This is a genomic window from Winslowiella toletana (genome assembly GCF_017875465.1).
Lineage (GTDB): Bacteria > Pseudomonadota > Gammaproteobacteria > Enterobacterales > Enterobacteriaceae > Erwinia > Erwinia toletana.
Genome location: NZ_JAGGMQ010000001.1, coordinates 115,267 through 136,044, shown reverse-complemented (window position 1 = coordinate 136,044; position 20,778 = coordinate 115,267). Strand labels below are relative to the sequence as shown.

Genomic DNA, 20,778 nt, shown 5'->3' with positions numbered 1-20,778 from the left:
TTTATCATGTAGTTAATCGAGTAACTTAATGTCTTAACTTAGCGTGCAGCCAATAAAAAACCAGCCGCAAAGGGCTGGTTGTGATCATCACTACGCTTAACCTTAATAACTCTCTTCAGCCTGCTTATGAAACAGTTCGCGGAACACCGGGTAAATATCCTCCGGCTCACGAATATGCTGAATGGCAAAATTGCCAAAATTGGCTTGCAGATGTTCATACTCACGCCACAACGTCTGATGCGCACGTCGGGTGATTTCGATATAACTGTAGTAGCGCACTACCGGCAGAATGTTTTTCGCCAGAATGTCATGACATAACGGTGAATCATCCGCCCAGTTATCACCATCGGAGGCCTGCGCCGCATAGATATTCCACTGCGCCGGGTCATAACGCTCTTTTACTACCTCATCCATCAGCTTTAATGCACTGGAAACAATGGTGCCGCCGGTCTCCTGAGAGTAGAAGAACTCCTGCTCGTCCACCTCTTTCGCCTGCGTGTGGTGGCGGATGTAGACTACCTCGACGTTTTTATAAGTCCGGCTCAGGAACAGGTAGAGCAGAATATAAAATCGCTTAGCCATATCCTTGGTGGCCTGATCCATCGAACCGGAAACGTCCATCAGACAGAACATCACCGCCTGACTGGAAGGTTCCGGGCGTTTCTCAAAGTTTTTATAACGCAGGTCAAAGGTGTCGATAAACGGCACGCGGGCAATGCGCGCGCGCAACTCGGCAATCTCTTTACGCAGGCGATCCTCTTCCAGCAGCTGGGCAGGTTCGGCTTTTTCCACCGTCGCCAGCGCCTCTTCCAGTTCCGTCACCATCCGCCGCTTACCGGCAGTCATCGCGGTACGACGCGCCAGTGAGTTCTGCAACGAGCGCACCACGCTGATATTCGCCGGTACGCCATTAGCGGTATAACCCGCCCGATGGGTTTTGTATTCATTTAACTGACGATGCTGATTTTTGCGCAAGTTGGGCAGGGCGAGATCTTCAAACAGCAGATCAAGGTATTCATCTTTAGAGATCTGGAAGACAAACTCATCGCTGCCTTCACCATCCTGACTGGCATTACCCTGGCCGCTGCCGCCACCGCCGCCACCCTGTGGTCGTTCCACACGGTCATTTTGCACAAAATGGTCGTTACCGGGGTGAACACGATGGCGATGGCCGCCGCGTCCCTGATGAAAAATCGGTTCATGGATGTCATCCACCGGAATGGAGACGGATTCACCACTTTCAACGTCGGTAACCGAACGCTTGTTGATGGCCTCGGAGATCGACTGCTTGATTTGCGACTTGTAGCGGCGTAAGAAGCGCTGGCGGTTAACCGCGCTCTTGTTTTTACCGTTAAGTCGCCGATCGATAAAATAGGCCATAGTTCCCCCACACAACATTGCAAGCTGGCCGGGCAGCAAGCCCGACCTTTCCGATTTCGCATCCTTGCGTGTTCTGTGCTTACATGGCAGTCAAGTTAAGACGATTTACGCACACGCAGATACCATTCGCACAGCAGGCGCACCTGCTTACGGGTGTATCCTTTCTCCATCATGCGGTCAACAAAATCGTCGTGTTTCTTCTGTTCATCCGTGGACGTTTTGGCATTAAATGAAATCACCGGCAGCAGCTCTTCGGTATTCGAGAACATTTTCTTCTCGATAACCGTGCGCAGCTTCTCGTAGCTGGTCCAGTTAGGGTTACGGCCATTATTATGCGCGCGGGCGCGCAACACAAAGTTGACGATCTCGTTACGGAAGTCTTTCGGGTTACTGATGCCGGCAGGCTTCTCAATTTTCTCCAGTTCCGCATTTAGCGATTCACGGTCAAACAGCTGACCGGTATCCGGGTCGCGGTACTCCTGATCCTGAATCCAGAAATCCGCATAGGTCACATAGCGGTCGAAAATATTCTGTCCGTATTCGGAGTAGGATTCGAGGTAAGCGGTCTGAATCTCTTTACCGATAAACTCGGCGTATTTCGGAATCAGATAGCCTTTCAGATGTTCAAGATATTTCTCCGCCAGATCCTGTGGGAACTGCTCGCGTTCTATCTGTTGTTCCAGTACGTAGAACAGATGCACCGGGTTGGCTGCCACTTCCACATGGTCGAAGTTAAATACCCGTGAAAGGATCTTAAAGGCAAAACGCGTCGACAGACCGTTCATCCCTTCATCCACCCCACCATAATCACGATACTCCTGATAGGATTTCGCTTTCGGATCGGTATCTTTCAGGCTTTCACCATCGTAAACGCGCATTTTCGAGTAGGTGCTGGAGTTTTCCGGTTCTTTCAGGCGTGACAGAATCGAGAAACGGGCCAGCGTCTCAAGGGTGCCTGGCGCGCAAGGCGCATGGGTCAGTTCACTGTGATTCAGCAGTTTCTCGTAGATTTTAATCTCTTCGGAAACCCGCAGGCAGTAAGGCACTTTGACAATGTAAACACGGTCAAGAAACGCCTCATTGTTTTTGTTGTTACGGAACTGCACCCACTCAGATTCGTTGGAGTGCGCCAGGATAATACCGTTAAACGGCAGGGCGGAGATCCCTTCAGTACCGTTGTAGTTACCTTCCTGGGTGGCGGTCAGCAGCGGATGCAGCACTTTAATCGGTGCTTTAAACATCTCGACGAATTCCATAATCCCCTGGTTAGCACGGCAGAGTGCGCCGGAGTAACCGTAAGCATCAGGATCGTTCTGCGCATGGTTTTCCAGTTTACGGATATCCACTTTACCCACCAGCGCGGAGATATCCTGGTTGTTCTCATCGCCAGGCTCAGTTTTGGCAATCGCCAGCTGCTCCAGAATCGACGGCCATACTTTCACCACTTTAAAGCGGGTGATATCGCCGCCAAAGTCATGCAGACGTTTCGCCGCCCACGGCGACATAATGGTACCGAGGTAGCGGCGCGGCACGCCGTACTCTTTTTCCAGAATATTGGCGTCTTCCTGCGGATTAAACAGACACAGCGGGTGATCGTTGACCGGGCTGCGTTCGCCATCCGCGCTCAGGACGTAAATGGGTACACGTTGCATCAGTGATTTCAACCGCTCGGCCAGCGACGACTTACCGCCACCGACTGGACCCAGCAGGTACAGAATCTGTTTCTTCTCCTCAAGCCCTTGCGCCGCATGTTTCAGGTAGGAGACGATCTGTTCAATCGCTTCCTCCATGCCATAAAACTCTTCAAAGGCCGGATAACGTGCCACGACGCGATTGGAAAACAGGCGGGAAAGGCGTGGCTCCAGAGCAGTATCAACCATTGTTGGCTCTCCGATAGCCATTAACAGTCGTTCTGCCGCGTTAACGTATGCACTACGATCTTGCTTAGCAATAGCAAGAAATTCCTGCAGTGTGAACTCTTCGTCCTTGGCTGCTTCATAACGCTGACGATAGTGATCGAATATATTCATAGCGATGCCCGTCCTTTCGTTTTTAGCACAGGTAAAAGGAGCTTAAAAAAAGATCTGGTTGCTCCCGGAAGATATTCTCTAATGTGAGTACAGCAACCCTTATGCCAACCTGACGATTTTTTATCGGGATACACAATTCTTATGGTTACTCTGCTCGCTTAAATTTAGCGTCTTACTTTTAACTGTAGAAGGCATTTAAGATTTTTCCTCAGTCCTCTGCAGTTTTCGATGAAATTTCAATAACAAAGTCAGAATCCATCTAACGCAAATCCCTCAGCTGACGCGGGCTGAGAGAAAATTGTAAATAAGCAATGACAATCTTCGCGCAGGCTTTGCGCATTAAATTGATTCTGAGTGCTACCGAATATGTAAATTTCTCAACAGCACGCCTGTCAGTGGTTACACTGTGTAGCCTGATTGTTATATTTATGGAATGAATAAATTGTGAACCATTTCAAAGTTAGCGCGCTTGCTCTGCTTTTACCTTGTTGTTTTACGGCTTTTTCTGCCAGTGCGGGTCCACTTAGTCTGGGGATGTCCGTTATTTACTCAGAAAGTCCATATAAAAGTGGCCAGGATCGTTACTATCCGGTGCCAGTCATTAATTATGAAGGTGAGGATTTCTACTTCCGCAGCCTGGCCGCCGGTTACTACCTGTGGAAAGACCAGCAGGACCAGCTGTCGCTGACGGTTCTCGGCTCACCGCAGAACTACGATCCTGATGACAGTGATGACGGCGATATGAAAGCGCTGGATAAACGTCGTATGACCGTGATGGCTGGCGCCTCTTACCGCCATAAAGCCGACTGGGGCATCGTGCGCACCACGCTGGTGGGTGACGTGCTGAACAACAGTAACGGTATCATCTGGGATTTAACCTACCTCTATCCGTTTAAATTTGGCGACGACTTAAGCGTGACGCCAGGCCTCGGTGTGCTGTGGAACAGTGCGAACCAGAACCGTTATTATTACGGTATCTCGGGGTCGGAATCGGCGCGCAGTGGTCTGAACAGCTATGATCCGGATGATAGCTGGAGTCCTTACGTTGAGTTGAGTTTCGACTATAAAGTAAGCCAGAACTGGCGCGCCAGCCTCGTCGGACGCTATACCCGTCTCGGTGATGAGATTAAAGACAGCCCGATGGTGGACAAAAACTCCCAGGCAATGGTCTGGACCGGTTTGAGCTATAACTTCTAGCAACAAGCGCTGCACAAAAAAGGGGCGATGATTGCCCCTTTTTTTGATCGCATGTTTTATTTTGGTGCAAGGGGGCCGTTATGACTAAAACAGTGGCTTTTCCGCAGGCAATCACCTTGCCGGCTATTGGACAGGGCAGCTGGTATATGGGGGAAGATCCCGGCCAGCGTAAAAATGAAATCGCGGCGTTGCAGGCCGGATTAGAGTGTGGCCTGAAACTGATTGATACCGCCGAAATGTATGCTGACGGTGGTGCAGAGCAGGTGGTGGGTGAGGCATTGCAGGGGCGACGCGACAGCGCCTGGCTGGTGTCAAAGGTCTACCCGTGGAATGCCGGCGAGGTGGATGCGATTGATGCCTGCGAGCGTAGCCTGCGCCGTCTGCAGACCGATTACCTCGATCTCTATCTGCTGCACTGGCGCGGCAGCGTGCCGCTGGAAGAGACCATCCGGGCGATGGAGAAGCTGCAACAGCAGGGCAAGATCCGCCAGTGGGGCGTGTCGAATTTTGATATCGATGATTTGCAGGAGTTATGGCAGGAAGCAGGCGGCAGCGCCTGTGCGACGAATCAGGTGCTGTACCATCTGGCTTCGCGCGGTATCGAATATGCGGTGTTGCCAGAGTGCCAGCAGCGGCAGATCCCGGTGATGGCCTACTGTCCGCTGGCGCAGGCTGGACGTCTGCGTCGCGATCTGTTTGGTAACGCGACCCTGCTTCAGCTTGCACAACAAAAGGGCATTACGCTTGCTCAGTTGCTGCTGGCGTGGGTGATCCGCAAGGACGGGGTGATGGCGATTCCCAAAGCCAGTTCGGTGACGCATGTGCAGGAAAATGCTGCAGCGCTGGATATCAGTTTTAGCAGTGAAGAGCTGGCGGCGATCAATCAGCAGTTTCCGCCACCAGCCGGAAAGATGCCCCTGGATGTGGTGTAGATCACCGACACAGGTGGCGAGAACGCCACCCCTACAGGAGTTTCAGATCTTTTGTAGGGGCGGCGTTTTCGCCGCCCGCTAATCAACCCTTCTTACGCAGACGCAGGGTCGTCCCAAGGCGTGCTGGCTTTTCACCCGCGCTCTTCATCGGCTGACTGATATGCGCCGTTTCAACGCAGACAAAGGTTTTATAACCGTCATTGGCCATATCCGCCATGCTGGAGGAGAGTTCCGCGCCCGGATTCCAGGTGACAACGTCACTTTGATAGTGATGATAGACTTCAATTACGCGATTTCCCGCGCTGTCATCGATCAGGCTGCAATCTTCTGGTTGCGTGTGAATGCGATCGACGCGTGACGGATAGCGCTGCTTGCCGTTTTCCGCTTCGCCTGTCACCCCGTTATTCACTTTATCAATAAACTGTTTACCCAGTCCGCTGACTTCCACGCCGGCAATATCCGCGACCGCAAAGTAGCTGTGCAGCGCCGCAGTAGCTTCATAATCGCCATGGGCTTCCAGCTCTATCTCACAACGCTCACCGAGGCGGAAGCGGGCGAACAGGGTGAAATCATGCGGCCACAGCTTTTTGGTCTGCTCATTACTCTCCAGCACCAGCGTCAGTATCACGCCATCTTCATTCTCATCGTGTGCCGACAGCGTCCAGGGCAGATTACGGGCAAAGCCATGGGCGGGTTCACCGGCCGGACCGAACCATGGCCAGCAGATCGGCACGCCGCCGCGAATCGCTTTACCCGGGGTAAAGGGGGTTTTCTCGCTAAGCCAAATCACCGGCTTCTCACCGCTCGGCTGCCAGGCGATCAGCTGTGCGCCCTGTAATGTAATTGCAGCACGCACTTTCGGGTGACTGATCACAATAACCGGCAGCTGGTCGATCTGGCGCAGGGAAAGATAAGGGGTGATTTGGTTAACGACAGGCAGGTTAAAAAGTTTTTCGCTCATAATGAATCCTGTGTAATTAAGATTCCGACGATAAAAAAGGGCGACCGCAGTCGCCCTTCATAATCAGTTTGTCAGCATCACTTTTTAGAGATGTGAGAAATCAGATCCAGCACCTTGTTAGAGTAGCCAGTTTCGTTATCGTACCAGGAAACCAGTTTCACAAAGGTGTCGCTCAGGGCAATACCGGCCTTCGCATCAAAGATGGAAGTCAGGGTTTCGCCATTGAAATCGGTAGAAACCACTTCATCTTCGGTGTAACCCAGAACGCCTTTCATTTCGCCTTCAGCAGCAGCTTTAATTGCAGCACAAATTTCTTTGTATGAGGCTGGTTTAGCCAGACGTGCAGTCAGGTCAACCACAGAAACGTTAGGAGTTGGTACACGGAACGCCATACCAGTCAGTTTGCCGTTCAGCTCAGGGATCACTTTACCTACAGCTTTAGCCGCGCCGGTAGAGGAAGGGATGATGTTCTGAGATGCGCCGCGGCCGCCGCGCCAGTCTTTGTGAGACGGGCCATCAACGGTTTTCTGGGTAGCAGTGGTAGCATGCACTGTGGTCATCAGCGCTTCAACGATACCGAAGTTGTCGTTGATTACTTTAGCCAGCGGCGCCAGGCAGTTGGTGGTACAGGAAGCGTTGGAAACGATGGTCTGTCCCTCGTATTTGTCATGGTTTACACCCATAACGAACATTGGGGTTTCATCTTTAGATGGACCAGTCAGCACAACTTTCTTCGCGCCAGCATCGATATGTTTTTGCGCGGTTTCTTTGGTCAGGAAGATACCAGTTGCTTCAGCAACCACATCAACACCGGCTTCGTTCCACTTCAGGTTAGCTGGATCGCGTTCAGCGGTAACACGGATGGTTTTGCCGTTAACAACCAGATGGCCGTCTTTGACTTCCACAGTGCCGTTAAAGCGGCCGTGAGTTGAGTCATATTTCAGCATGTAAGCCATGTACTCTGCGTCCAGCAGATCGTTGATTGCAACGATTTCTACATCAGAACGTTCCTGAGCAGCACGGAAAACAATGCGACCGATGCGGCCAAAACCGTTGATACCTACTTTGATAGTCATATATTCCACCAGCTGTTGTTAGTGAATAAAAGGTTGGCTGTAAAATTACAAAAACCATACCAGGCGTCAAGCGGAATCGTGTCAATTGTTGCGACAAATCAAACCAGTGAGCAGGAATTATGCGAAGCAAAACCGACTCCGTGACGACAGTTAGTTCTGTATATTGGGGCGCGATCCCTGAATCTAAAGGGATGTGAGTTTCGAAGAGTGATCTGAGTCACACTTTTAACTACGCCTGAGATGATGACACGTCAGGGCACGAAAAAATCACCTGAAGTTGTTAAGTGTTTGTTAGAATACTAGCTGAAAATTTCAGAATAACACTGCCAGAGACGACCAAAATGGCTAAAGAACCAACACATTTTATCACACCCGACACTGAACTGACCGAGATGCAGCGCTATGTGACGCAGCAACGCGGGACCGAACCACCGTATTCCGGCGCACTGCTGCATAACAAAGACGAGGGTATTTACCACTGTCTGGTGTGCAACGCACCGCTGTTTTTGTCCGAAACCAAGTACGATTCCGGTTGCGGCTGGCCGAGCTTCTACCAGCCTTACAGTGACGACGCTATCCGCTATCTGGATGACAATACCCACGGTATGCAGCGTATTGAAATTCGCTGTGGCAGCTGTGATGCGCATCTGGGACATGTTTTCCCTGATGGCCCGCAACCCGGCGGCGAGCGTTATTGTGTCAACTCTGCCTCACTCAGCTTTACCGATGATGACGGCAAGCAAACCAAAGGCTGATGCGATGCAAAAAGATCTTAACGAGATAATCGCCGCAATGACGCCGGATGTCTATCAGCGGCTGGCGACGGCGGTTGAAATCGGTAAGTGGGCGGATGGCGTCGCGCTGACGCCGGAGCAGAAAGAAAATTGTCTGCAACTGGTGTTGCTGTGGCAGGCGAAGTATAACCACCAGCCGCAGCATATGAGCATTGGCCAGGACGGACAGATTGTCACCAAAACCAAGCAGCAATTGAAAGAAGAGTTTGGTATCACTGCGGAAGTGACGCGCATTACGCTGCAATAAGCCGCGATAATACGGGCTGGTGTTTTCAGCCCGTAATCAGTTTAGCGAATGATTGCGCCTGCGGCGGCCATGGCGGCAAACGCCTGTTCACTGTCGTCAGGTTGCAGATTGACGCCGCGACAGCCTTCACGCAGCACCTCAACCTGATATCCCAGCTTCAGCGCATCCAGCACGCTGAATTTTACGCAGTAGTCGGTCGCCAGACCAATAATCAGCAGCGACTGAATCTCACGTCGCGACAGCCACTTGTCCAGTGCAGTCTTATGGCGATAGCCATTATCAAAAAACGCACTGTAGCTGTCGATCGCCGCATCCTGACCTTTGTGAAATACGCCCTGGATCAGCGAAACATCCAGCTGCGGATGGAACTCTGCGCCAGCCGTGCCCTGAATGCAGTGATCCGGCCACCAGGTCTGTGGCAGTTCATTCAGCATACCAGCGGTAAAAGCGGGCTGACCGGCAACGGAAGCGAAGCTGCCATGATCGGCCGGATGCCAGTCCTGGGAAGCAATTACCGTATCGCCACGCTGGCGAAACTCACTGGCGAGGCGATTGGCGACCGCAATGGTGGCATCGCCGTCATTGACCGCCAGCGCACCGCCGGGACAAAAGTCATTTTGCAGGTCGATCAGCAATAAAGCTCGTTTCATCAGTTTCTCACTGTGTTAAAGGGTTAACTCACCGCGCAGATTGGTTTGCATCTGCTGGCGCACTTCGGCGCTGGAGAGATTCTGGCTTAGCAGAAAATGCAGTTTGGTGAGCGCCGCTTCCACCGTCAGGTCAAAACCGCTTATCACACCCGCATGCGCCAGCGCATTACCGGTAGCATAGCCGCCCATATTCACTTTGCCGGACATACACTGCGTCAGATTCACCACCACAATGCCGCGCGCGGCCGCATCTTTCAGTTCGTTAATAAACTCGGCATTTTGCGGCGCATTACCGACGCCATACGAACGCAGAATCAGCGCTTTTACCGGCTGACGCAGGAAGTTACGCACCACCTCGGCAGAAATCCCCGGATAGATGGTGACCACGCCAATCGGCTGCGGTGAGGTCGGGTGGACAATCAGCGGGCCACTGCCCTGCGGGGCGGTTGGCGTATTCAGACGACGAATATGGATCCCGGCTTCCAGCAGTGGCGCCAGGTTTGGCGAAGCAAAGGCGTTAAAACCATCGGCATGGGCCTTAGTAGTGCGGTTGCCGCGGAACAGGGTGTTATTAAAGAACAGGGTAACTTCATTGATGGGATAGTTGGCCGCGACAAACAGTGCATTCAGCAGGTTCTGCTGACCATCGGAACGCAGCTCAGCCAGCGGGATTTGCGACCCGGTCACAATGACCGGTTTCGCCAGATTCTCCAGCATAAAAGAGAGGGCGGAAGCGGTAAAGGCCATGGTGTCAGTACCATGCAGGATCACGAAGCCATCGTAGTTATCGTAATTTTTCTCGATGTCTTCCGCAATCGATTGCCAGTCCTCCGGGGTCATATCCGAAGAATCCATCAATGGCGCGTACTCATGGATGGTGAAGGCAGGCATTTCCGGGCGGTGAAACTCAGGCATATTCGCCAGCTGGGTTTGCAGATGACCGGATACCGGAATGTAGCCTTGTTCAGAACGTTGCATACCGATGGTGCCGCCAGTGTAGGCAACATAGATAGATTTTTTTTGCATAAAATAGACTCAGGGACTCGGGACTTGCCATAAAGGGCGCAGTATAGAAGGAAATACGGTGAAAAGCAGCCCGGCAAACGCCGGGCTGAGAGGATTAACGCACGTCGCCGCAGGTCAGGCAGAGTGCATAACGGTTCTGTGGATCATTAAGATCGTCGAACAAACCAGGTTGTTTCTTCATATCCGCCATCACATCGGCCATTGGCGCAGGCAGATACGCCTTCAGCGCTTCCGGCAGTGAGGCGCGGATGGAAACATCCATCTGGCTGAGCAGGGCGTCAAACAGCGTGGGTTCATCCTGTGACCATTGCAGCTGATAATTTTGCAGTTTCGCCAGCTCCGCCGCTTTGGCTACCGCGTCGTCGAAGTCGCCCAGTGCATCCACCAGACCATTGGATTTAGCATCGCTGCCGGTCCAGACGTGACCCTGTGCAATCTGGTCAATCTGTTCCGGGGTTTTATTACGCGATTTTGCCACCAGACCGAGGAAGTTTTTATAGCCATTCTCAATGCTCAGCTGCATCAGCTGCTGCACTTCGTCTGGCAGCGCTTTGGTGGAGGCGATGTCCGCCAGCGGCGATGTTGCCACGCCATCGGTATGCACGCCAATCGCATCAAGTGAGTTTTCCACGGTATTGATTACGCCGAAGATGCCAATTGAGCCGGTCAGCGTGGTTGGGCTGGCGACGATATAGCTGGCCGGGGTAGAGATCCAGTAACCGCCGGAAGCGGCCATCCCGCCCATCGACACGACGACCGGTTTACCAGCATCACGCGCCGCCGCCAGCTCTTCACGAATCACTTCGGAAGCACTAACGCTGCCACCCGGACTGTTGACGCGCAGCACAATCGCTTTGATTTTAGGATCGAGGCGCGCTTCGCGGATCTGCTTCGCAGTGGTGTCACCGCCAACGGTGCCAGGCGCTTCTTCGCCATCCATAATCGCGCCATTTGCCATCACTACCGCAATATTGCCATCACTGGCGGTGGTGTCTTTCAGCGGATAGTCATAGATGCTGATGTTGTTGTAATCATGCTCCTGCTTGTTATAGCCAAATTTTTGCGCCAGCTGCAGATCCACTGCCGCGCGTGACGCCAGCTGATCGACCAGCTTATTGTCTTTGGCATATTGCGCAGTATCACCACCTACTTTCTTCAGACCATCCAGTACGCCCTGCGCGCCAGGGAACAGCTGCTCAGGTGTAATCTGGCGGTTAGCGGCAATGGTATTCAGATAATTTTGCCACAGTTCACCAATCCAGCGACTGTCCGCATCGCGTGCGGCAGGGGACATATCATCGCGCAGGAATGGCTCAACCGCCGATTTATAGGTACCCACACGGAAGACATGCGAGGTGACTTTCAGTTTATCCAGCAGCGTCTTGTAGTAGAGCGAGTTGGTGGCAAAACCGTGCAGATCAACGGCACCCTGCGAAGAGAGATACACGGTATTAGCAAAGCTGGCGAGGTAGTACTGTCCCTGGCTGTAGCTGCTGCCGGTGGCGTAGATCGGTTTGCCACTGTCGCGGAATTCGCGCAGCGCTTTACCGATATATTGCAGTGAAGGCTGATCGGCGCCAGCGAAGTCGCGCAGATCCAGCACCATGCCGGTAATATTTTTGTCATCTTTCGCCTGACGAATGGCATTTACCACATCGAACAGCGAGTTCTCTTTCAGACGATCGCTACTGGCGCCAAGTAACTGACGACCCAGTTTACTCAGACGGTTGCTGACTGACGGCTTATCCACCACCACACCGGCCAGATCCACTTTCAATGCGCCGCGTGGTACTTCAGCCGGGGAACTGGCGCTGTTTATCTGGAACCAGATACCTGCGCAAATCACAATTAAAAACAGCAAAAACAGGTTAAGAATGAACTCACGGACAAAGTTCACTACACGCCATGTCCATTTAAAAAAACCAGCGATAATTCGCCACAAAGTGCGCATGTCATCTCCATATTCGCAGAGTAATACCCGAAAGCGGTTGGCTGGCGGGGGATGGCTCATCCTAAAGAGCGACAGCCCAATTGTCAGCAGGAAAAAGCACTATGCTGTAACAAAAGGTCAGCCTGTGGTAGTTTGCCAAGTCGTAAATGCTACTCATTATCAGGAGGCGTCAATGGATGCTCTGGATTTATTACTGAACCGTCGCTCGGCATCACGCCTGGCAGAACCCGCACCGGCGGGCGAGGCGTTAGAGAATATTATGCGTGCGGCAATGCGTGCGCCAGACCATGGCACATTACAGCCGTGGCGCTTTATTGTGGTTGAGCATGAAGGACGTCAGCGTTTCAGTGAGCTGCTGGAAAAAGCGGCCCGTGATGATGGACTGGATGAGAAAGCGATCAACAAAGCGCAGCAGGCGCCGTTCCGCGCGCCGATGATTATCACCGTGGTGGCTCACTGTGAAAACGATCCTAAAGTACCGCGCTGGGAGCAGGTCGTCTCCGCGGGTTGTGCGGTAATGGCGATGCAGATGGCTGCCGTGGCGCAGGGCTTTAACGGCATCTGGCGCAGCGGCGCATGGACCGAACACGCGGCGGTACGCGATGCGTTCAACTGCCGCGAGCAGGACGCCATTGTCGGTTTTCTCTATCTCGGCACGCCGCAGTTAAAATCTTCCACTACCGTTATTTCCCCGGATAGCGCGCCATTTGTCAGTTATTTCTGAGTGACTTTTTGCATTGCTGCATGCAGGGTTGTGAGCAACCCTGCATTTCGTCGGCATTATGAGCGAATAAGCCGTGGACAGTGACGATAAGCTTATCACTGCCGGTTGAACACGCTAACATAGCGGCGATTATGCGACGATGGAGTGACTGATGAACCACACGCTGGCATGGCACTCCCGTGCATCTTCGGATTCAACCGTGAAGCAAAGGGTTAAGACGAAATAATGCGCCTGTTTATTGCCGAAAAACCGAGCCTTGCTCGTGCTATTGCCGACGTGTTGCCGAAGCCACATCGTCGTGGCGATGGTTTTATTGCCTGTGGCAACGATCAGATGGTCACCTGGTGCGTCGGGCACCTGCTGGAGCAGGCGCAGCCTGATAGCTATAACAGCCGCTTTGCGCGCTGGTCGCTGGCTGATTTACCGATAGTGCCGGAAAAGTGGCAGTTACAGCCACGTCCTTCCGTCGCTAAACAACTGAATGTGATTAAAGGTCTGCTGGCGCAGGCCAGTGAAGTGATTCATGCCGGTGACCCGGACCGCGAAGGGCAGTTGCTGGTCGATGAAGTGCTCGATTATCTGGAACTGCCGGCTGAAAAGCGCGAAAAAGTGCAGCGCTGCCTGATTAACGATCTTAACCCCTCCGCAGTAGAGCGCGCGGTGAGTCGCCTGCGCGAAAACCGTGAATTTATTCCGCTGTGTGTATCGGCGCTGGCCCGTTCGCGTGCCGACTGGCTGTACGGCATTAATATGACGCGCGCTTACACCCTGCTGGGACGCAATGCTGGCTATGACGGCGTACTGTCGGTTGGCCGTGTGCAGACGCCGGTGCTGGGGCTGGTGGTGCGCCGCGATGAAGAGATTGAAAACTTTGTCGCCAGGGATTTTTTTGAAGTCAAAGCGCATATCGTCACGCCAGCAGAGGAGCGCTTTGTCGCCCTGTGGCAGCCGAGTGACTCCTGCGAGCCTTATCAGGATGAAGAGGGGCGGCTACTGCATCGTCCGCTGGCCGACCATGTTGTCGCGCGAATTGGCGGACAACCGGCTATCGTCACCCAGTATCAGGACAAGCGTGAAAACGACACCGCGCCGCTGCCGTTTTCACTCTCCAGCCTGCAAATTGAAGCCGCGCGCCGTTTTGGCCTTAGCGCGCAGGTGGTGCTGGATACCTGTCAGAAACTGTACGAAACCCATAAGCTTATCACTTACCCACGTTCAGATAGCCGCTATTTACCGGATGAACACTTTGCCGGTCGCCATGCGGTGCTTAACGCTATTAATGCCCATCAGCCCGAGTTAACGCCGCCAGCGGATTTTGACACTGACCGTAAAAATCGCTGCTGGGACGATAAAAAAGTTGATGCCCACCACGCGATTATTCCGACTGCGCGCAGCAGTCAGACCCGGCTTAGCGAGAATGAAGCCAATATTTATCGTCTGGTGGCGCGGCAATATCTGATGCAGTTCTGCCCGGATGCGGTATACCGCAAATGTGTCATCGATCTGGATATCGCCGGCGGCAAATTTATCGCTAAGGCCCGTTTTCTGGCCGAAGCGGGCTGGCGGGCGCTGCTGGGCAGCAAGGAGCGCGACGAAGAGAATGACGGCACGCCGCTGCCGGTGGTGGCGAAAGGCGATGAACTGTTGTGCGAACGCGGTGAAGTGGTAGAGAAGCAAACTCAGCCGCCGCGACCTTTTACTGATGCCACGCTGCTGTCAGCGATGACCGGCATTGCACGCTTTGTGCAGGATAAAGATCTAAAGAAAATCCTCCGTGCGACCGATGGTTTAGGAACGGAGGCTACACGCGCCGGGATTATTGAGCTGCTGTTCAGGCGCACCTTTCTCTATAAGAAAGGTCGCTATATCCACTCCAGCGAAGCCGGGCGGGCGTTAATTCACTCGTTACCGGAGATGGCCGCCAGACCGGATATGACCGCGCAGTGGGAATCGACGCTGACCAAAATCAGTGAGAAACAGTGCAGCTACCAGGGCTTTATGCATCCGCTGGTGGAAACGCTCTACAATCTGATTAATCAGGCGCGTCAGCAACCTGCCGCGCATGCGTTCCGCGGTCTGCCCGCCGCGAGCAGCAGTAAAAGCAAAAAACCGCCGCGTAAGTCGGCAAAGGCAAAGGAAACCGGGTAATGAAATTATCAGCCGTATTATTGTGTGCCGGCTGGCTGCTGAGCAGCGCCGCACTGGCGCAGGGGCAGTCGCAGGAGTATGGATCAAACCACGCGCGTCCCGGCGGCAATACTGATGTGGTGGTCGATTTGCCACCCGAAGTCTGGACGCAGGGTAACAGCAATCAGCAAAACCAGCCCTGCGCGCGCTGCTGTACCTATGGTAATCAGAACTACAGCGAAGGGTCGGTGATTAAGCAGGAAGGCGTGTTGTTGCAGTGCGCGCGTGATAAAGCCTCGCTGGGCACCAATAACCTGATCTGGCAAATGATCAAACAGTAACGCTGACCGCCGTCGCGGCCAGCGTGTGCGGCATTACAGTTTGAACTGCGCCCAGATTGGCGCATGGTCAGACGGCTTCTCCATGCTGCGGATATCATAATCAATGCCGGTCGCGATGCAGCGATCGGCAAGCGGTTTACTCGCCAGCACCAGATCGATACGCAGACCGCGATTGTCGTCAAAGCCTTTTGAACGATAGTCAAACCAGGAGAAACGGTCGCTGGTCTCCAGATTCTGTGCGCGCCAGGTATCCACCAGTCCCCAGTTCATCAGACGATCCATCCACTCGCGCTCTTCCGGCAGGAACGAACATTTGCCGGTGCGCAGCCAGCGCTTGCGGTTATCTTCGCCGATGCCGATATCCAGATCGGTTGAGCTGATATTCATATCACCCATAATCAGCACCGGATTCGCCGGTTGCAGATGCTGCTCAAGATAATTTTGCAGGTCGCGGTAGAACTTATCTTTCGCCGGGAATTTGGTCGGATGATCGCGGCTTTCGCCCTGCGGGAAATAACCATTGATCACTGTCAGGTTGCCCATCGGCGTCGCCAGTTCAGCCATAATCAGACGGCGTTGCGCATCTTCATCATCACCAGGGAAACCGCGGCGCACCATAACCGGCTGCTCTTTGGTCAGCAGCGCCACGCCATAATGGCCTTTCTGGCCGTGATAAAAGACGTTGTAACCGAGCTTGCTGACATCTTCCAGCGGGAACATATCATCATGAACTTTGGTTTCCTGCAGACCGATAACATCGGGCTGGTGCTGTTCGATAATGGCTTCAAGCTGATGCGGGCGGGCGCGTAGCCCATTGATATTAAAAGAAACAAATTTCATTTCAGTTGCCGTTTCGCGAAGAAAAAGATGGCCGGATGGTAGCAGATTTGGGCAGGGTATGTCATTACGGCTGGTGAAAAGCATGGGATCAGGATGGTGGTGGGGGAGCGTGTTACGTTTCAGCGGATAATGCCTGGAAGGATTACCGCCGCAGGCGGCGTTGTCTCGCTGGCGCTCGACTCGAACCTTCGAGATCGAAGCTTCTCATCCTTCCCCAACGGGAAAATGACTGAGAGTGCAAAGACAAAAGATTGGTTACTACTGAAATGGTGGTGGGGGAAGGATTCGAACCTTCGAAGTCGATGACGGCAGATTTACAGTCTGCTCCCTTTGGCCGCTCGGGAACCCCACCAGGGGAAGCGTGTTACAAACTTACAGTGTATTACCAGATAAAGCCTTACCATTGTGCGGGAAGGATTACCGCCGCAGGCGGCGTTGTCTCGCTGGCGCTCGACTCGAACCTCCGAGGTCGAAGCTTCTCATCCTTCCCCAACGGGTAAATGAGACTAGCGGGATATCATTTACATGCTGCGCAATGCAAATGGTGGTGGGGGAAGGATTCGAACCTTCGAAGTCGATGACGGCAGATTTACAGTCTGCTCCCTTTGGCCGCTCGGGAACCCCACCACTGGCCTGAAACACTATGCTCGTAAGCGGGGCGCATCATATCAAATGAAGCGTGGCTGTAAAGCACTGGATAACGCAAAGTTTATCGTTTGCCGTTTTTTTACCCGTGATGCTGCTTTGCTGCACAAAACAGCATACGGGGACGGCGTTTACAGAATAATGGTGCGGTTGCCGTAAACAAATACGCGTTGCGCCAGTACCTTATACAGCGCCCGGCTCAACACATTTTTTTCCACATCACGACCAGCGCGCATCATATCTTCGGCGGTGTAGTTGTGATCGACATGAATCACGTCCTGCATAATGATCGGACCTTCATCGAGGTTGTCGTTCACGTAGTGCGCAGTGGCGCCGATTATCTTCACGCCGCGCTCATAAGCCTGGTGATAAGGACGCGCGCCGATAAAGGCGGGCAGGAAAGAGTGGTGGATATTGATAATCTGGTTCGGATAACGCTGTACAAATGCCGGCGTCAGTACGCGCATATATTTCGCCAGCACCACATAATCCGGCTGATAGCGATCGATCTCCGCCGCCATATTGTTATCGTGTTGCTCGCGCGTCATCCCTTCGTGGCTGACCAGCACGAAAGGAATATCAAAACGCTCCACCAGCGTGCGCAGCGTTTCATGATTGCCAATCACCGCCGCGATTTCTACGTCCAGACCGCCATAAATGCTCTTCATCAGCAGATCGCCAAGGCAGTGTGCTTCTTTGGTGACCAGAATCACCACGCGACGACGACCAGCAGCGCCAAGTTCGCGTACCGAGCCTTGTGGCAATGCACTGTCGAGATCGGCCAGCAGGGTATTATCATTAAAGATCCCTTCCAGCTCGGTGCGCATAAAGAAGCGCCCGGTGCGATGATCAACAAATTCATTGTTCTGCACGATATTCAGCTCATGCTTGTAACAAATATTGGTGATTTTGGCGATCAGCCCTTTCGCATCAGGGCAAATGGTACGTAAAACTTTTCGTTGCAGAGTTTGCGCTTGCATATCGTTATCGATCCTGTGGAGCATTAATATGTTTCATCAAATCAAACGGCAATATCCCGTTCATACTTCAAGTTGCAGGTGCGTTCCCCTGTCACATAGCTTTTATGCATCCGGGGATAAGCGGGTTTGCCGCCTTCCTGCAACGCGAATTATTTTGGGTGGACTTCTATTGGCCGCAACATTTTTTGTATTTTTTTTCGGAGCCGCAGGGGCAGCGATCATTTCGACCCACCTGCGGTGCGATTCCGTCGATATAGTACCAGCGTTGATCGTCCCGAAGAAAGCGTGAGCGTTCATGGATAGCCGATGTGCGCTGATTTTCAGCAAAACGAGCGAAGAAGGTAACAAAGGCTTCATCGTCATCTTTGCCCGCCTGTTGCGCGGTAATATTCAGACCAAGCCAGCGGGTGTTAGCAAAACTTTCTTCAAGCACACTTTGCAATTGTGGATGCCGGACACTACTGTGCCATGTAGCAATCAGATAAGCCGCATCCTGTTTAACATAGGCGGTATAGCGTGAGCGCATTAATTTTTCGGCGCTGGGCGGAAATCCCGACCCATTCAGCCACGGCTCGCAACATAGGCTATACTGCATTCCGCTACAGCACGGACACTTTTCAGTCACATGAACTCCGGGTTGACAGACAACAGGTATAAGTTAAAACAAGCGTTATGTTAACCGAGCTGCAAGCGGTTAGCCATTTGCACGTAGAGTTATCGCCAGAGGTTGAATGAGACAGGTAAAAATTGGACTGGCGCTGGGTTCGGGCGCCGCCAAAGGATGGGCCCATATCGGCGTGATTAACGCCCTTGAGCGCGCAGGCATTAAGGTGGATATCGTCGCCGGCTGTTCGGTCGGTGCGCTGGTTGGCGCCGCCTATGCCAGCGAACGCCTGCCGGTGATGGAGAAGTGGGTACGCTCATTCAGCTACTGGGATGTTATCCGGCTAATGGATTTCTCATGGCGTCGCGGCGGCCTGCTGCGGGGTGAACGGGTATTTAACCATGTCCGTCGGCTGATTACGCATGAAGATATTGAACAGTGTAAAATGCGTTTTGGTGCGGTGGCGACCAATCTCAGCACCGGCCGTGAGCTCTGGCTGACGGAAGGTGATCTTCATCAGGCGATTCGTGCTTCCTGCAGTATGCCCGGTTTACTGGCGCCTGTCGGCTACAATGGCTACTGGCTGGTTGATGGCGCCGTGGTGAATCCGGTGCCGATTTCGCTGACGCGTGCATTAGGCGCTGACATTGTTATTGCCGTCGATTTACAACATGATGCGCACCTGATGCAGCAGGATTTGCTGTCGGTAACGCCGCAAAGCGCGGAGCAGGAGAGTGAGCCAGTGGCCAGCTGGGGTGGAAAACTGCGTCAGCAGCTGTCAAAAATGGCGACCCGACGCATTAACCAGACGCCAGGGGCGATGGAAATTATGACCACCTCCATCCAGGTTTTAGAAAACCGGGTTAAGCGTAACCGCATGGCCGGCGATCCGCCTGATGTACTAATTCAACCTTTTTGCCCGCAGATATCCACGCTCGATTTTCATCGTGCTGAAGAAGCGATTGCGGCAGGCAAACAGGCCGTCGAGAAAAAAATGGATGAGCTTTTACCGCTTGTTCGAAACAGATAATCAAGCCTGTCACTGCCATTAAGGTGACTTCAGGCAATTCTGACAGGCATAAGTGCGTTTTATGAACCACTATTGAATTATCTGGCGCACAAGGGGGAGCAATGGAAAAACCATTAAGCGGGAAACAGATACTCATCGTTGAAGATGAGCTGGTTTTCCGTACCCTGCTGGAAAATTTCCTTCAGGCTTTGGGCGCGATGACTGTCGCCGCCGGTGACGGCCTTGAAGCGCTGGATGCCCTGCAGCACCATGCGCCCGATATGATGATCTGCGATCTGGATATGCCGCGTATGAATGGCATCAGGCTGGTAGAGCATCTGCGCGCCCGCGGTAATACCTTACCAATTCTTATTGTCTCCGCTACCGAAAATATGTCCGATATCGCCCATGTGCTGCGTCTTGGCGTGCAGGATGTGCTGCTGAAACCGGTTAAAGATCTCGAACGGCTGCGCGAGGCGGTGTATGAGTGCCTCTATCCGTCGATGTTCACCTCCAAAGTGGAAGAAGATGAACAGCTGTTCCAGGACTGGGATGCGCTGGTGCGCGATCCCTCCGCGGCGGCTAAACTCCTTAAAGAGTTGCAGCCACCGGTACAGCAGGTGATCGCCAATTGCCGCATTAATTATCGTCAGTTAACCATGGCGGAACAGCCAGGTCTGGTGCTGGATATTGCCGCGTTGTCGGAGAAAGATCTCGCCTTTTACTGCCTGGATGTGACCCGCGCCGGTGACAATGGCGTGCTGGCTGCGCTTTTATTACGCGCTTTGTTTAATGGTCTGCTTCAGGAGCAGTTATCGGGGCAGGGGCCGCGCTTGCCAGAATTAGGCGGCTTGTTAAAACAGGTGAATTTGTTATTGCGTCAGGCGAATCTGAACGGTCAATTTCCTTTATTGGTTGGTTATTATCATCAGAGCCTGAAAAATTTGATCCTCGTCTCAGCCGGATTGAATGCCACGCTTAACATCAACACCCATCAAATTCAGTTAAATAATGGTGTCCCGCTGGGAACCCTCGGTAGCACACATCTTAATCAAATAAGTCAGCGCTGTGACGCATGGCAATGTCAGGTGTGGGGCGCGGGTGGCAGGCTTCGCCTGATGCTGTCGACTGAATAATAAACAGATAATATTATTGTTTGCCATGCCGACGACAGCGCCAGCTATAAGCTTTACACTTGGGTAATAGTCTTAATTTAACTGGAATTTGGTTAACCAGGATAAATCCTGCGTCCCTGAACTGATAT

At 52.9% G+C, this 20,778-nt stretch carries 19 protein-coding genes and 2 tRNA genes; 9 read left to right on the top strand and 12 right to left on the bottom strand.

Annotation, left to right across the window (positions count from 1 at the left end; all coding sequences use genetic code 11):
• Positions 1-102: 102 nt before the first annotated feature.
• Together J2125_RS00605 and yeaG are read right to left on the bottom strand one after the other, a co-directional pair.
• Positions 103-1,380, bottom strand: coding sequence for a YeaH/YhbH family protein (locus J2125_RS00605; RefSeq protein ID WP_017799834.1), 1,278 nt, complete (start codon positions 1,378-1,380; stop codon positions 103-105).
• Between the two features lie 95 nt (positions 1,381-1,475).
• A complete protein-coding gene (gene yeaG, locus J2125_RS00600; protein WP_017799835.1) occupies positions 1,476-3,410 on the bottom strand; it encodes a protein kinase YeaG in 1,935 nt (644 codons plus the stop codon).
• Between the two features lie 444 nt (positions 3,411-3,854).
• Here yeaG and J2125_RS00595 point away from each other — a divergent pair, with 444 nt between their 5' ends.
• Together J2125_RS00595 and J2125_RS00590 are read left to right on the top strand one after the other, a co-directional pair.
• Positions 3,855-4,607, top strand: a complete 753-nt coding sequence (locus tag J2125_RS00595) for a MipA/OmpV family protein (protein WP_026111533.1) — start codon at positions 3,855-3,857, stop codon at positions 4,605-4,607.
• An 80-nt stretch (positions 4,608-4,687) separates the two neighbouring features.
• Positions 4,688-5,539: an aldo/keto reductase gene (locus J2125_RS00590; RefSeq protein WP_017799837.1), complete on the top strand. Its 852-nt coding sequence runs from the start codon at positions 4,688-4,690 to the stop codon at positions 5,537-5,539.
• A gap of 82 nt (positions 5,540-5,621) precedes the next feature.
• Here J2125_RS00590 and J2125_RS00585 read toward each other — a convergent pair whose 3' ends face one another.
• Entirely contained in the window at positions 5,622-6,500 is an 879-nt protein-coding gene (locus J2125_RS00585; protein WP_017799838.1) for a D-hexose-6-phosphate mutarotase, read from the bottom strand.
• Between the two features lie 77 nt (positions 6,501-6,577).
• Complete coding sequence (gene gapA, locus J2125_RS00580) at positions 6,578-7,576, bottom strand: glyceraldehyde-3-phosphate dehydrogenase (protein ID WP_017799839.1); 999 nt, start codon at positions 7,574-7,576, stop codon at positions 6,578-6,580.
• A gap of 341 nt (positions 7,577-7,917) precedes the next feature.
• On the opposite strand from gapA, the gene msrB reads away from it, so the two are divergent.
• Together msrB and J2125_RS00570 are read left to right on the top strand one after the other, a co-directional pair.
• Positions 7,918-8,331: a peptide-methionine (R)-S-oxide reductase MsrB gene (gene msrB / locus J2125_RS00575; RefSeq protein ID WP_017799840.1), complete on the top strand. Its 414-nt coding sequence runs from the start codon at positions 7,918-7,920 to the stop codon at positions 8,329-8,331.
• Between the two features lie 4 nt (positions 8,332-8,335).
• Positions 8,336-8,617, top strand: coding sequence for a YeaC family protein (locus J2125_RS00570; RefSeq protein ID WP_017799841.1), 282 nt, complete (start codon positions 8,336-8,338; stop codon positions 8,615-8,617).
• A 41-nt stretch (positions 8,618-8,658) separates the two neighbouring features.
• Here J2125_RS00570 and pncA read toward each other — a convergent pair whose 3' ends face one another.
• The 3 genes from pncA to sppA form a co-directional block, all read right to left on the bottom strand.
• Positions 8,659-9,267 carry a bifunctional nicotinamidase/pyrazinamidase gene (gene pncA / locus J2125_RS00565; RefSeq protein WP_017799842.1) on the bottom strand — a complete coding sequence of 203 codons (609 nt, stop codon included), beginning with the start codon at positions 9,265-9,267 and terminating at the stop codon, positions 8,659-8,661.
• A 15-nt stretch (positions 9,268-9,282) separates the two neighbouring features.
• Positions 9,283-10,293, bottom strand: a complete 1,011-nt coding sequence (ansA, locus tag J2125_RS00560; RefSeq protein ID WP_017799843.1) for an asparaginase — start codon at positions 10,291-10,293, stop codon at positions 9,283-9,285.
• A gap of 94 nt (positions 10,294-10,387) precedes the next feature.
• Entirely contained in the window at positions 10,388-12,244 is a 1,857-nt protein-coding gene (gene sppA, locus J2125_RS00555) for a signal peptide peptidase SppA (protein WP_017799844.1), read from the bottom strand.
• Positions 12,245-12,416: 172 nt separating this feature from the next.
• Here sppA and J2125_RS00550 point away from each other — a divergent pair, with 172 nt between their 5' ends.
• From J2125_RS00550 to J2125_RS00540, 3 genes are all read left to right on the top strand, one after another.
• Positions 12,417-12,968 carry an NAD(P)H nitroreductase gene (locus tag J2125_RS00550; RefSeq protein ID WP_017799845.1) on the top strand — a complete coding sequence of 184 codons (552 nt, stop codon included), beginning with the start codon at positions 12,417-12,419 and terminating at the stop codon, positions 12,966-12,968.
• Between the two features lie 225 nt (positions 12,969-13,193).
• Entirely contained in the window at positions 13,194-15,116 is a 1,923-nt protein-coding gene (locus J2125_RS00545) for a DNA topoisomerase III (RefSeq protein WP_017799846.1), read from the top strand.
• Positions 15,116-15,436, top strand: a complete 321-nt coding sequence (locus tag J2125_RS00540; protein ID WP_017799847.1) for a DUF1496 domain-containing protein — start codon at positions 15,116-15,118, stop codon at positions 15,434-15,436. Before J2125_RS00545 ends, J2125_RS00540 begins: the two co-directional genes overlap by 1 nt.
• A 33-nt stretch (positions 15,437-15,469) precedes the next feature.
• On the opposite strand, the gene xthA is transcribed toward J2125_RS00540, so the two are convergent.
• From xthA to J2125_RS00515, 5 genes are all read right to left on the bottom strand, one after another.
• Entirely contained in the window at positions 15,470-16,276 is an 807-nt protein-coding gene (gene xthA / locus J2125_RS00535) for an exodeoxyribonuclease III (protein ID WP_017799848.1), read from the bottom strand.
• A gap of 267 nt (positions 16,277-16,543) precedes the next feature.
• A tRNA-Tyr gene (locus J2125_RS00530) sits at positions 16,544-16,628 on the bottom strand.
• 190 nt (positions 16,629-16,818) lie between these two features.
• Positions 16,819-16,903: transfer RNA gene (locus J2125_RS00525), tRNA-Tyr, on the bottom strand.
• 149 nt (positions 16,904-17,052) lie between these two features.
• A complete protein-coding gene (gene purU, locus J2125_RS00520; RefSeq protein WP_017799849.1) occupies positions 17,053-17,901 on the bottom strand; it encodes a formyltetrahydrofolate deformylase in 849 nt (282 codons plus the stop codon).
• A 166-nt stretch (positions 17,902-18,067) separates the two neighbouring features.
• Entirely contained in the window at positions 18,068-18,526 is a 459-nt protein-coding gene (locus J2125_RS00515; protein WP_026111535.1) for a YchJ family protein, read from the bottom strand.
• 106 nt (positions 18,527-18,632) lie between these two features.
• On the opposite strand from J2125_RS00515, the gene rssA reads away from it, so the two are divergent.
• Both rssA and rssB read left to right on the top strand, forming a co-directional pair.
• The gene (rssA, locus tag J2125_RS00510) at positions 18,633-19,535 is read left to right on the top strand and encodes a patatin-like phospholipase RssA (RefSeq protein ID WP_017799851.1); all 903 of its coding nucleotides are present in this window, start codon (positions 18,633-18,635) and stop codon (positions 19,533-19,535) included.
• Positions 19,536-19,636: 101 nt separating this feature from the next.
• A complete protein-coding gene (gene rssB, locus J2125_RS00505; RefSeq protein WP_017799852.1) occupies positions 19,637-20,650 on the top strand; it encodes a two-component system response regulator RssB in 1,014 nt (337 codons plus the stop codon).
• Positions 20,651-20,778 lie beyond the last annotated feature (128 nt).